Genomic DNA, 12,031 nt, shown 5'->3' with positions numbered 1-12,031 from the left:
GGTCGGGTAGCTCAGCTGGATAGAGCAACAGCCTTCTAAGCTGTGGGTCCTGGGTTCGAATCCCAGCCTGATCACAAAAAGTAAAAGTCTGACAATTAGAGTCTTTTCTCTCTTTGTCAGGCTTTTTTATTTACGTCTCATCTTGATATAGAATCTCTATGAGCTACTTTAAAAATCATTTGTGTATGATTTTATATATAGTTTCTCTAACTTGATATGCGTTGGGGCTTTATTCCTCGGTCCAATGAGTAGAAACATAAGTGATTAGACGAAAAAAACGGAGTTAACTATGAAAAAACCAACAAAAAGGTTTATCTTTGCGAAACCTTGTGGGGTGATCATGCCTTTGAGACTGTTCAGAACTGATAGTTAGGCTGATCTGTCATCTTATCAGGGCGAGCTATGCACCCCCTTAATTATAAAAAAGAGAAGGGAGGTGGATGTGGCTTGAAGACTGCAATAAATCAAGGTATATAATATTAATTATTAATAGAGAAACAAGTTATGACTAAAGCTGAAGTTGTAAACGAGATTAGTAAACGCACAGGTTTGGAGAAGCGTCTTGTATTGGAGACAGTCGAAGTATTCATGGATGTAGTCAGAGACTCTCTCGTAGAGGGTGAAAATGTCTATCTACGTGGATTCGGCAGTTTCATCGTAAAGACAAGAGCTCCAAAGACGGCTCGTAATATTTCCAAGAATCTGACTATTCAGATACCTGAGCGCAAGATACCTGCATTCAAGCCATCTAAAGCGTTCACATTGGAGAAAAAGTAATACGAAATAAATAACTAAAGTCAAACATAAATAAATTTGAAGCTATGCCAAGCGGAAAGAAAAGAAAAAGACATAAAATGTCTACTCACAAGCGCAAAAAAAGACTTAGAAAGAATAGGCACAAAAAGAAAAAATAAAGACCTAATATGGCTTTTATACTAATCTAACTCCCTATGACTTGATTTATGAGGAGTCATGGTGTTTAGATCATCATAGCTGAACAAACCTATGTTATTATGGTGTAAAAAGCCCAATAACATTGGTTTGTTTGCTTTTTATTATTCAACTATACTACATTAATTTTGAGTGAAAAGTGAACTAATCATTGATGTCCAGCCTAAAGAGGTGTCGATCGCAGTCCTTGAAGATAAGCGGTTGGTTGAGCTTCAACAGGAAAAGCAAAACATTGAGTTTTCTGTGGGGGACGTGTATCTCGGAAAGGTTAAAAAGATTATGCCGGGGCTCAATGCGGCTTTTGTCGACATAGGACACAAAAAGGAAGCATTCCTTCATTATAGAGATTTGGGAAGCTGTTTTCTGTCCGCACAAAGCTTCTTGGAGGCCCACTCCAAGTATGGAAAGAACTTCTCACCCGAAAGAGTTAAACTTGAAAAGGAGATAGATAAGGATGGTTCGATCTCTGATCGCTTGAAGCCCGGAGATGAAGTCCTTGTGGAGATTACAAAAGAGGCTATATCTACTAAAGGGCCACGCTTGTCAGCCGAATTGTCCTTCGCAGGAAGGTATCTCGTACTTCTGCCTTTTTCAGATAAAGTGTCTGTCTCAAATAAGATACGTAAGGCAGAGGAGCGTAACCGTCTCAAGCAACTCATCCTCAGTATAAAGCCGAAAAACGTTACTGTTATTGTACGTACATCGGCAGAGGGTGTCAAAGTCGCTGAGCTCGATCATGAATTAAGAATGTTGGTCAAGAGGTGGAATAACACAATCGCCAATATTTCAAAGAAAAAAACGTCTCGTATCCTTTATAAAGAAAGCAGCCGAACTCTGAGTCTGCTTAGAGATACATACAGCTCGACCTTTACAGATATTTATATCAATGATAAAGATCTTGTTGAAGAGACTCGCGACTACATAGAACTAATAGATCCGGGTAAGGGTAGTATCGTCAAACTGTACAAGGATTCTGCTCCGATATTTGATTCTTTTGATGTTACAAGACAGATAAAGCATCTGTTTGGAAAGACCGTAACATACAAGAGTGGAGCATATCTGGTGATTGAACAAACAGAGGCGATGCATGTCATCGATGTTAATAGCGGAAATAGAGCTAAGGGTAGTAACCAACAGGAAGATACAGCAATAGACGTCAATCTTTCCGCTGCCGAAGAGATCGCGAGACAACTCCGCCTCAGGGATATTGGTGGTATCATTGTCATAGACTTCATCGATATGGGCCAGGCTGCCAACCGTCAGAAGCTCTTTGAAAAGATGAATGAGTACATGAAAAATGATAGGGCAAAACACACGGTCTTGCCCATTACTAAGTTTGGACTCATGCAGATTACAAGACAAAGAGTAAGACAAGCTTTGGCGATAGAGACAGAGGAAACTTGTCCGACTTGTCGCGGCACAGGTCAGGTACAGCCTTCTTTGTTCTTTACCGATGAACTTGAGGGAAAAATACGTCACTTGGTAGAGTACGAGAAGATCAAGAAGTTTGCTTTACATGTGCATCCTTATGTAGCTGCATATATCCAAAAACGAAAGGGGCTTGTCGGCTTAGGTTCATCTCTATACACGAAGTGGAGAGCAAAGTACGGCAAAGGACTTACAATTATTCCTGATGAGTCCTTGGGTATGCTCAGTTATGAGTTTTATGATAGCGAAAATGACAGTTTATCGCATTTCCTTGAAGAATAAAAAGTTTATTCTCTTTTGAGAGGGAAAGTTCCCATACGGAAATAAACAGAATATAATTAGGGGATTATGAAGAGCTCTTCGTAATCCCCTAATTATTGTTTTTTGTGTCAAACTCTGATTATTAAAGATTATCAATCTATTTTTCTTTGGTCAAGACTCGAATATTTAATGGTATTAATTGATCCATATGGTGGAACCTCTCTAAATATAAGAGCTTTGCTGATCTCCCGGTTTAGATGTCTTGCGCTATTTATAACTCCACCATGGCAGAATACTGCTATCCTGGAATATCTTTTTGAGCGCACATCATGTATAAAGTCTGTAACTCTATCTAATAGTTGGTGTAGGTTTTCTCCACCGGGAGCAGTCAGATTATGAAAGTTAGCAAACCAATCATCCAAATTGTCGTACATGATGATATCTGCCCACTTTTTTAGCTCCCATTCTCCTAAGAATATTTCCATGATACGATGATCGGCGATAGCATCTTCATAACCACAATATCGTGCTAATTTTGAGGCACGGCTTAGGGGGCTTGTATATACCGCATCGTATTTTACCCCCTGTAGTCGTTGCTTAACAACTGCAGCCTCTGATTCGAAGTTGTCAGAGACCTGGACGTCTGTTTGTCCGTACGAGTAACTCCCATCTATTTGGAGGGAGGTATGTCGTATCCAATCTATTATCAGCATAGAGATTTAGTACATGCTATTTTTGCCCTTCTTTTTGGGGCTAAATTCGTTTTTTCGACCTTTTCGAAGTTCTCTGCTTTTAGGATTCAAGAACGGATCACGGTACTCATCATCCCTCTGGTTTTTAAACTTATTGCCTGACTCTTTACCCGCAGCTTCTCGTTCGAGTTTTTTGAAGATGCCCTTGAGAGGAATGCGGACGCCGTCCAATTCTATCTCGTCATTGGCCGAAGCCTTGTCTCCGATCGTGATGACTTCTCCATTTCTGGTAACTCTGCCTTGTCGGATATACTCCTCAGCTTCCTTTCGCGTGTAGTCGTAGTGCTCACTTACAACACGACTGATACGTACTTCCATCTTGATTTTGAAAGAAAAATAGTTAGGGTTTCTTGTTATAAAGTTACTCATTAGCTTAGATGACGCAACTCAGAGATATCATCCATCTAAATCTCCGCTAAAATAGGCAAAATATATGAATATCTCACTCATTTTCTCTTGGAGTACGATAATATTTCTTCAACTCATAACAATTATTTTCGCTACCTTTATCGCTGTATTATTCATGGCGGTATCAGCTATTGTTATGGTGTCTGAAAGAACTAAGAAATAATGATCTCTCAAAATCGATATATGCAGGATCTCGGATGGGGCAGGATTGCTTTTTCTCCAATACTGACTTTTCTCTGTGTTTGTGCTACTTTTGCTCAATCAAACATAACATCTCCGCACTTTGAAGAGCTCTTGAGTCAACGATTGTATCTCAAGTCTTTGGTTTTGGATGATGTAAATAATGAAGAGGAATCCGGTAGATTCAATCATCTTTGGATGGCCTCTCTTGGTGGTGAAGCTCAATCTTCAATTCTACACCAGTTATCCGTGGGGCTTGTTGCTATTGGAAGGCCTGGCGATGCTCTTGTCACTATGCAGAAAGCTTATACTCTTTCTGTTGAGGATCAGGAGATCGGACGAGCTTTGATAGATATTGCATCTCGTATGGGGCGTTTAGACATCGCTGAAAATACACTCCAGTCATTGATAAAGTTCCACCCTGAGGAAAAGCTGCTCTATACTCAATTAGTAGAAGTTTATAAGCAAAAAGGAGATATGAACTTGGCACTTGAGACACTCGATAAGCTCTTGGCGATGGATCATACTCTCAATATATTGATACATGAGAAAGCAAAAATCCTTATGGAGATGGATCGTCGGGAGGAGGCCATCAAGATTCTCGAGAAACAAGTGAATGATGTCCCATTAGATTTAGAGAGCCTTTCGGCTCTCATATCTGTATACCTCTCTATGGGAAAAATTTCAGAGGCAAAAGCAATCTTTTCCAAAGCTAAGAAGGTAGTTAATGATTATACATTACTTAGTGATCTTGGTGTTTATATTTATCTGGCTGAGGAAGATTATGAAAGAGCTGCGAAGGAGATCCTTAGAGCTGCGCGTACAGAGGATGCCGTACCTCAAATTATAGAAGAGTTAATGTCTCGAAGCCTTTCTGTCAGTCATGACAAGATAGCTATGACAAAAGCCTTGATTCCTGTACAGGAGGAATTGTCAGTGGTCTATGAGCAATCCAGTGGAATTAAGTTGCTTTTAGCAAGTAATTACCTACTTGTCGGTGATACTCTCAAAGGTGAGCAGCTGCTTCAAAGGTTGATTGATGAAAAAGTGGTGGACCCTTATCCATATACCTATTTTACTGAAAAGTATATTAGGAGTAAGGATACCTCTAAAATGCTTGATATGGCTAAGAAGGGAATAAGTGTTTTTCCTAACAAAGGGGTATTTTATGTATATGCTCTAATGGCATATGGCGAACTTGGGGATAAGGAAAGTTCTGCGATATTACTTGAGGATGCTGTGAGATTGGTGCAAAAAAATGACTCTGATTACGGAGACATAATATTGATAAAGGCTGATTTAGAAGCAGAAGCCGGGCGATATGATACAGCAAGAGATCTTTATGAGGTTGCTATCCAACACGCCAAGACACCGTTAGCCCTTAATAACTACGCATATTTTCTGGCAGTACATGGGACACCGGCAGATCTTGATAAAGCGGAAGAACTTGCCAGTAGGGCAGTGAGAGTTGTGAGGAATTTTCCTACATTCTTAGATACTTACGCATGGGTATTATATTTAAAGGGTGAATATACATTAGCGAAGATATACATAGAGAATGCTATTAGGAATGAAGAATTGCCTAATGCCGTTTATCATGAACACTATGGTGATATACTTTATAAGTTAGGTGAATTGGAGGGGGCTGTGAAGGCTTTCGAGAAAGCGATAGAGCTTGGAGGGGATGCTGAATCAATTACTCCTAAAATAAACAATATAAAAGTGTTAAAAAATGACCAATAAGAGGCTAAGTAATTGCGTTTTTTTTGAAGGGATACTATTATTCACCCTTGTTATCGTTGGGATGGTGGGTTGCGGTATTTCCAAACGAGTTACAAGAGTAGGAGACATGCCAACCCTTTCAAAGGGAGATTTCTTGCGTTTATATGATGGTTTAAAGGAGTCAGATGTGGTAGATGCAAAGGGCTATTTATCTGCAAACTTTGATGGTCAAGAGTTTGAAGTTGGTACGAGATGGTCGTTGAGAGTTGATCAGGAATTTGTGCTATCACTTCGTTTTTTAGGCTTGATGGAGGCTGGGAGGCTTACAGTTACCCATGATAAACTTGCTCTTGTTGATCGAGTCGGAAAAAGGGGAATCTTGTTAGAGAATTTATCAACAACATTGTCCGATGAACTGAATTTTTACAATGTAGATCCAAAAATATTGGCTGCATTGGTACATCATCGACCGTTCTCGAACAAGAACATTCGTGGTGAAGCTCTAAGGGGCATGACCTTTTCTACAGATCCGGACAAAAGATTATATATTTTCAAAGATCATAGACATGGCATTCAACATGAGTTTGATGCTTCTCTCAATCTTGTACGTAGCACGGTAAAATTATTTTCAGGGGAATTCATTCAGATAGAATATGCTGATTTTGTAACTATACAAGAGCAAAGAAAACCCTATCCAAAATCTATTGTCTTGACCATAACTGCTCGTGATACAAGGAGGCATGTCATCTTAGCTTTCGATCTTGATGGATTTTCAACAAGATTCAGCCAAAAAGTAGATATTGGTATTCCAAGTAATTATAAATTGGTATCGCTTTCTCAGCTAAAGGACCTAATAAGTGACCTAAGTAAATGAAACGCATTGCTTTTATTTTTCTTTCTATTGTTTTGCTTCTTTTGACAGTTGAGCAAGAAGTATACTCTCAAAAGTCGAAAAAAGTACGACAACTTGAGACTAAGCGCAAGGAACTTTTGGATGAGATAAATAGGACTTCAGTCCTGATAAAAGAGACTGATAAGTCCAAGAGCCTGAGTTTAAAAAGGCTTAATCTTCTTACCCGCCAAGTAAATGCTCGAAAGGAAATGATATTGACGCTGACTTCAGAGATAGAGGTTGCAAATCAGGAGACGATGCGTTTGAGAGTAGAATTGGATAGTTTATTGATTGAGTTCAATACCAAACAGTCCTCATATGTGAAGTCCCTACAGTCGATGCAGTGTCGTGGGAATGTGGAAGAACAACTCCTCTTTATCTTGTCAGCGAAGGATTTTTTACAGGGTCTCCGTAGGGCAAGGTATTTGCAGGATTATGCGATGTGGCAGAAGGATGAGGCTTTGAGAATAAAGGATATACATGCTAAAGTAAAAAAGAAAAGAGAGGCAATAGAACAGCAGACCATTGAAAAGACAAATCTTCTGAATCAAAGGGAGATGGAGCGAGAAAATCTCCAAAAAAGCTCAGAAGAGAGCCGTCAAGAAGTCAATAGACTTAATCAGCAAAAAAAAGAACTTCAGGCACAACTCAATAAGAAAAGGAAGCAAGCGCAAGCTTTAAATCATGAAATCGAACAACAAATAGCTAGAGAGGTTGCTGCTGCGAATAAAAGAGCTAAGCAACTTGCATCTAAATCTAAAACAACTAAATCAAAAAAGAAAACGACTCAGAAAACACCATCTCAGGTTCAATATCAAATGAACAGTGATGAGGTAAAACTCTCTGGAGGTTTTCAAAATAATAAGGGACGTCTTCCTATTCCTATAACCGGATCTTATTCCATTGTTGGATCCTTTGGTGAGCATGCACATGAAAGTTTGTCTTATGTGAGAATAAACAATAATGGCATAGACATACAGGGACGTCCGGGAGCTGAAGCTCGTGCAGTTTTTGAAGGTGTTGTTACCCGAATATTTGTGGTTGAAGGATATAATAATTCGATCATCATCCGGCATGGAAATTACCTCACTGTTTATAGCAATATAACTACTGTATATGTCAAAAGTGGAGATAAAGTTTCTGCAGGACAAATTCTTGGTAAAGTTTTTGCAGACTCAGAACTTGGGGGAGCCACGTTACTGCATTTCCAGATTTGGAAAGAACGCACAAAACTCAATCCTAAGGAGTGGATCAGAAGGTCATAGAAAAATAATTATTTAAAAATGAATATATATAGCCAAATAGAAGATTTTATAGCTCATTATAGTGGAACCCCCACAGCTGCTACTATAGGTTTTTTTGATGGAGTTCATAAAGGACATCAAAAACTCCTGTCTGAACTCTCTCGGAAGGCCAAGGAGATAGGAGGAGAATCCCTTGTCATAACTTTTGATGAGCATCCTATCAAGGTCTTACGCCCTGAAATAGAGCCTCCTGTGGTATTAAGTTCCCTTTCAAGTAAAATTAGCTTAATCGCAGAGGCTGGAATAGATAATCTTATTGTAATACACTTCACTAAGGATGTCGCAGCTATCGAACCTCATGCTTTCATCGAACCTCTTATCACACATGGAGGTTTAGTAGATTTAGTTATGGGTTATGACAATAGGTTTGGGCGTCGTAGTGATATGAGTTTGGATGATTATGATGCTTATATCACATCATGGGGCATCGGTCTTACTCGTATAACACCTCTTTTTGTTGAGGATGGCATTGTCAGTTCTTCTGCGATTCGTGAATTAGTTACTTCCTGTCAATTTGATACTGTTGACCTCTTACTCGGACGTCCTTACGGATTTAGAGGTATGGTGAAGCACGGGCGAAAGATCGGACGTACCATAGATTATCCTACTGCAAATATTCAGCCATTGGAACCTAATATATTTCTACCTGCTGTTGGGATCTATATTGCGGAAGTACGTGTGGGCTGTGAGATATATCAAGCTATGGCATATTATGGCGGCTGCCCAACTATAGATGACTCTCACAAGTTAGGGCTCGAAGCTTACATTCTTGATTACTCGGGAGACTTATATGGTCAAGAGGTTGAGATCGGATTCAGGCGTTTTTTAAGACCTGATCAAAAGTTTGATTCTATTGAAGATCTCGCTGCTCAGCTAAAAAAGGATGAACTGTATACGAGAAGTTTTTTCAAGACACATCCGATGTCAATGTTATCATTTAGGGATATTATGCTGAAAGACTTCAGACGCTGATGGGAAAAATAGATGTAGAGAAAGTCGTTCGTCAGAAGTACAAGGGGTATATTCCGCATTTTCTCATTCATGCAATTAAGAAGTTGATTCATCAAGATGAAATCAACGATATATTAGATCTACAAACAGAAGTGGACGGAGTCTCCTTTGCTCACAAAGTCATGGATGCACTTGATTTTACTGTGGATATGCACAATCAAGAACTTCTGCCAATGACAGGAAGATATATCTTTATTTCTAATCATCCTCTTGGAGGTGCAGATGGTGTGGTACTTACTTCTATTTTGGGTAAACTCTATGACAGCAAGATAAACTTTCTAGTGAATGACTTGCTAATGAATATCTCTCAGTTTGGAAATGTGTTTTTACCCATCAATAAATACGGACGCCAAAGTAAAAGTAGTTATCAGAGGATTGAAGAGGCTCTACTTTCAGACAGACAGATTATCACTTTTCCTGCAGGACTTTGTTCCCGAAAAAATGAAAAGGGAGAGATTCGAGATTTAAATTGGTCACCCTCTTTTATCAGAATGGCTAGGAAGTATCAGAGAGATATAGTCCCTATCTTTTTTGATAGTCGTAACAGTAATACATTTTACAAGTGGGCAAGGTGGAGAGAACGAATGGGATTGAAGTTTAACTACGAACTCGTGCTTTTGCCAGATGAGCTGTTCAAGGCGAGAGGTGCAAATTTTGATATCTATATAGGGTCTACCATCAAAGTTGATTCTCTCGATCGTGATATTGACGATTTTACCATCGCTCAATCTATTAAAACAAGTCTTTACTCTATTCCCGCTCAAACAAATAGCTTATAAATATCATGAATCTCACTCCGATTATAGATCCTATCCCTACCGAAGTTTTGGAGGAGGAACTTCATCCTCGATTTCTTTTGCGTAAAACAAATAGAGCTAATAACGAAATATATTCGTTCAGTGCCGGAGAAGCGCCTAATGTCATGCAAGAATTGGGACGCTTAAGAGAAGAGGCTTTCAGATACTATGGTGGAGGCTCTGGCCAAGCTGTAGATGTAGATAGATTTGACTTATCTTCCGATGGTTATAAACAGTTGATAGTCTGGGATCCGGAGCATAAACTGATTATAGGTGGCTATAGATATATTCTAGGAGAGGATATAAAATTGATAGATGGTAAGCCTGACATTGCAAGTGCCAGGATCTTTGATCTTTCACCTCAATTTATTGAAGAGTATCTACCCCGTACCATAGAGTTGGGGCGCTCATTTGTTCGTCTTGAATATCAACAAGCCCGTTTATCCCCAAAGTCGATATTTGCTCTTGACAATCTTTGGGATGGCCTTGGAGCTGTCTCTATGATGCATCATCAGTATGAGTACTTTTTTGGTAAAGTGACTATGTATAAGGAATATAATACTCAAGCAAGGGATTTGATTCTCTTTTTCCTTCGCAAGCACTTTACAAATATGCCTCATCTTATCATTCCCTCTAATCCTATTTCCGTCGAGACTTCTGAAATTGATATGATGGATATCATAAGAGGGACTGATTTTCGGGAAGACTACAAGAGACTCAATGAGGCTGTCAGAGAGTTGGGCGTCAATATTCCTCCACTTGTCAATGCTTATATTGGCTTGTCCTCATCCATGAGGTATTTCGGTACTTCTATCAATCCTGATTTTTCTGGGGTTGAGGAGTCGGCCATATTAGTTCCAGTCCTTGAGATATCTGAAGCTAAAAAGAAACGGCATATGGAAAGTTTTTTACGCGATGCTGCAAAGAGACTTCCATTGGAGTTACTTAGACATATAAAGGCAAAACTCAAGCGTTGAGTAGGATCTATCTGAGTTAAGTTGAAAAAATAAAGTAACTTTGCCTATGGAACAATGACTTTTAGTACAAAGATTATGAATAAGTCAATACTTTATATTTTATCATTATCTCTATTGGTGTGTATATCGGAGTCTTCTGTTTATGCCCAGGCGCCGGTACAAAGTATATTTGATCTCTTGACTCAGGGAGGACCCGGACGAGGCAAGGTTACTATCACTCAGTCTTCGTTTATACGAAGTGTAGTGGGACGACGCCCAGAGAGTTTCATCGCAGTGGATAATCAAGATGGTTTTTCCAAAATGAAAGGATTCCGGATTCAAATATATAGTGGTAATCGCCCCAACAGTAAAAGCATAGCAGAGGAGCGGGCTCGTCGGGTATCGGAACTCAAACCTGAGTACAATACTTACGTTAAGTATAAAGCTCCATTTTGGAGGCTACATGTGGGCAATTTTCTGACTTATCAAGAGGCACAAGCTGCAATGCATCAGTTGAAGAATGCAGTTCCGATGTACTCGAAAGAAATGATTGTCGTCAGAGATCAGGTTTTCATACAGCAACCATAAATTTGCATAAGATCACTATACAGAATATACCTAACATATGTCTATTTTAGATACATCTAAGGGGTACCATACCCAAAAAGTCTCTGATGAGGTCGAACAAAAAGTTATTTCCGATCTTGCAGAGCACTATAGGTCCACAATCAATATCCTTGGTGAGGACATTGAGAGAGAGGGACTGATCAAGACACCTCAGAGAGTCGCAAAGGCGATGCGTTTTCTTACTCAAGGTTATCGCCAAGATCCCGCTGCTGTTCTCCGTTCAGCGATGTTCCGGGAGGACTATCAGCAGATGGTAATTGTCAAGGATATTGACTTCTACTCCATGTGCGAGCATCACATGTTGCCGTTTTTTGGTAAGGCACATATTGCATATATCCCTAATAAATATATCACCGGCCTCAGTAAGTTACCAAGAGTAGTTGATATCTTTGCTCGGAGGCTTCAGGTACAAGAGCGTCTTACGACAGAGATCAAAGATTGTATCCAAGACACATTGAATCCTATGGGGGTTATGGTTGTGATAGAAGCTCAGCATATGTGTATGCAGATGAGAGGTGTGCAAAAACAAAACTCGATCACAACAACAAGTGATTTTACTGGAGTCTTTCAAGATCAAAGGACTCGTGAGGAATTTATGAGTTTGATACGCTCAAAGTAATCGAACTAATACTAAAAAATATTCTGAAGGTCGATATCAAAGTTTGTATGATATCGACTTTCTTTTTTATGATACTGTCCTAAAAAAGTGTGTAAGCCCCATTAGTCCTTAACTTTGAGGTAA

12 protein-coding genes and 1 tRNA gene are annotated in these 12,031 nt (G+C 39.4%); 11 read left to right on the top strand and 2 right to left on the bottom strand.

The window, feature by feature from the left end; all coding sequences use genetic code 11:
- From Q4A14_RS07790 to Q4A14_RS07780, 3 genes are all read left to right on the top strand, one after another.
- Positions 1–74 (top strand) — tRNA-Arg (locus tag Q4A14_RS07790).
- Between the two features lie 430 nt (positions 75–504).
- Entirely contained in the window at positions 505–777 is a 273-nt protein-coding gene (locus tag Q4A14_RS07785; protein WP_303171209.1) for an HU family DNA-binding protein, read from the top strand.
- A gap of 306 nt (positions 778–1,083) precedes the next feature.
- Complete coding sequence (locus Q4A14_RS07780; protein ID WP_303171208.1) at positions 1,084–2,661, top strand: Rne/Rng family ribonuclease; 1,578 nt, start codon at positions 1,084–1,086, stop codon at positions 2,659–2,661.
- A gap of 131 nt (positions 2,662–2,792) precedes the next feature.
- Here the strand turns inward: Q4A14_RS07780 and Q4A14_RS07775 are convergent, their stop codons facing one another.
- A complete protein-coding gene (locus Q4A14_RS07775; protein WP_303171206.1) occupies positions 2,793–3,353 on the bottom strand; it encodes a histidine phosphatase family protein in 561 nt (186 codons plus the stop codon).
- Between the two features lie 6 nt (positions 3,354–3,359).
- Positions 3,360–3,761 (bottom strand): S4 domain-containing protein, encoded by a 402-nt coding sequence (locus tag Q4A14_RS07770; RefSeq protein ID WP_303171205.1) that lies wholly within the window; start codon positions 3,759–3,761, stop codon positions 3,360–3,362.
- 222 nt (positions 3,762–3,983) lie between these two features.
- Between Q4A14_RS07770 and Q4A14_RS07765 the strand changes: the two genes are divergently transcribed.
- From Q4A14_RS07765 to folE, 8 genes are all read left to right on the top strand, one after another.
- Complete coding sequence (locus Q4A14_RS07765) at positions 3,984–5,723, top strand: tetratricopeptide repeat protein (protein ID WP_303171203.1); 1,740 nt, start codon at positions 3,984–3,986, stop codon at positions 5,721–5,723.
- Positions 5,713–6,576 carry a DUF4292 domain-containing protein gene (locus tag Q4A14_RS07760; RefSeq protein WP_303171202.1) on the top strand — a complete coding sequence of 288 codons (864 nt, stop codon included), beginning with the start codon at positions 5,713–5,715 and terminating at the stop codon, positions 6,574–6,576. Before Q4A14_RS07765 ends, Q4A14_RS07760 begins: the two co-directional genes overlap by 11 nt.
- Positions 6,573–7,859: a murein hydrolase activator EnvC gene (locus Q4A14_RS07755; protein ID WP_303171200.1), complete on the top strand. Its 1,287-nt coding sequence runs from the start codon at positions 6,573–6,575 to the stop codon at positions 7,857–7,859. The genes Q4A14_RS07760 and Q4A14_RS07755 overlap by 4 nt, the downstream gene beginning before the upstream one ends.
- Before the next feature lie 18 nt (positions 7,860–7,877).
- Entirely contained in the window at positions 7,878–8,870 is a 993-nt protein-coding gene (gene ribF, locus Q4A14_RS07750; RefSeq protein WP_303171198.1) for a riboflavin biosynthesis protein RibF, read from the top strand.
- A complete protein-coding gene (locus Q4A14_RS07745) occupies positions 8,870–9,688 on the top strand; it encodes a 1-acyl-sn-glycerol-3-phosphate acyltransferase (protein ID WP_303171197.1) in 819 nt (272 codons plus the stop codon). Before ribF ends, Q4A14_RS07745 begins: the two co-directional genes overlap by 1 nt.
- A gap of 5 nt (positions 9,689–9,693) precedes the next feature.
- Positions 9,694–10,683: a GNAT family N-acetyltransferase gene (locus Q4A14_RS07740; protein WP_303171195.1), complete on the top strand. Its 990-nt coding sequence runs from the start codon at positions 9,694–9,696 to the stop codon at positions 10,681–10,683.
- A gap of 75 nt (positions 10,684–10,758) precedes the next feature.
- Positions 10,759–11,250 (top strand): SPOR domain-containing protein, encoded by a 492-nt coding sequence (locus Q4A14_RS07735; RefSeq protein ID WP_303171193.1) that lies wholly within the window; start codon positions 10,759–10,761, stop codon positions 11,248–11,250.
- A gap of 37 nt (positions 11,251–11,287) precedes the next feature.
- The gene (folE, locus tag Q4A14_RS07730) at positions 11,288–11,908 is read left to right on the top strand and encodes a GTP cyclohydrolase I FolE (protein ID WP_303171192.1); all 621 of its coding nucleotides are present in this window, start codon (positions 11,288–11,290) and stop codon (positions 11,906–11,908) included.
- The last annotated feature ends 123 nt before the right edge of the window (positions 11,909–12,031 follow it).

This window comes from Porphyromonas sp. (assembly GCF_030529325.1).
Taxonomy (GTDB): Bacteria; Bacteroidota; Bacteroidia; order Bacteroidales; family Porphyromonadaceae; genus Porphyromonas_A.
The sequence above is the reverse complement of the archived record's forward strand: the minus strand, read 5'-3'. Positions and strand labels throughout refer to the sequence as shown.

Excerpts from the sequence above, each read along its gene's own strand:
- Q4A14_RS07785 (WP_303171209.1), top strand. The coding sequence starts at position 505 with ATGACTAAAGCTGAAGTTGTAAACGAGATTAGTAAACGCACAGGTTTG.
- Q4A14_RS07775 (WP_303171206.1), bottom strand. The coding sequence starts at position 3,353 with ATGCTGATAATAGATTGGATACGACATACCTCCCTCCAAATAGATGGG.
- Q4A14_RS07770 (WP_303171205.1), bottom strand. The coding sequence starts at position 3,761 with ATGAGTAACTTTATAACAAGAAACCCTAACTATTTTTCTTTCAAAATC.
- Q4A14_RS07765 (WP_303171203.1), top strand. The coding sequence starts at position 3,984 with ATGCAGGATCTCGGATGGGGCAGGATTGCTTTTTCTCCAATACTGACT.
- Q4A14_RS07760 (WP_303171202.1), top strand. The coding sequence starts at position 5,713 with ATGACCAATAAGAGGCTAAGTAATTGCGTTTTTTTTGAAGGGATACTA.
- Q4A14_RS07755 (WP_303171200.1), top strand. The coding sequence starts at position 6,573 with ATGAAACGCATTGCTTTTATTTTTCTTTCTATTGTTTTGCTTCTTTTG.
- ribF (WP_303171198.1), top strand. The coding sequence starts at position 7,878 with ATGAATATATATAGCCAAATAGAAGATTTTATAGCTCATTATAGTGGA.
- Q4A14_RS07745 (WP_303171197.1), top strand. The coding sequence starts at position 8,870 with ATGGGAAAAATAGATGTAGAGAAAGTCGTTCGTCAGAAGTACAAGGGG.
- Q4A14_RS07740 (WP_303171195.1), top strand. The coding sequence starts at position 9,694 with ATGAATCTCACTCCGATTATAGATCCTATCCCTACCGAAGTTTTGGAG.
- Q4A14_RS07735 (WP_303171193.1), top strand. The coding sequence starts at position 10,759 with ATGAATAAGTCAATACTTTATATTTTATCATTATCTCTATTGGTGTGT.
- folE (WP_303171192.1), top strand. The coding sequence starts at position 11,288 with ATGTCTATTTTAGATACATCTAAGGGGTACCATACCCAAAAAGTCTCT.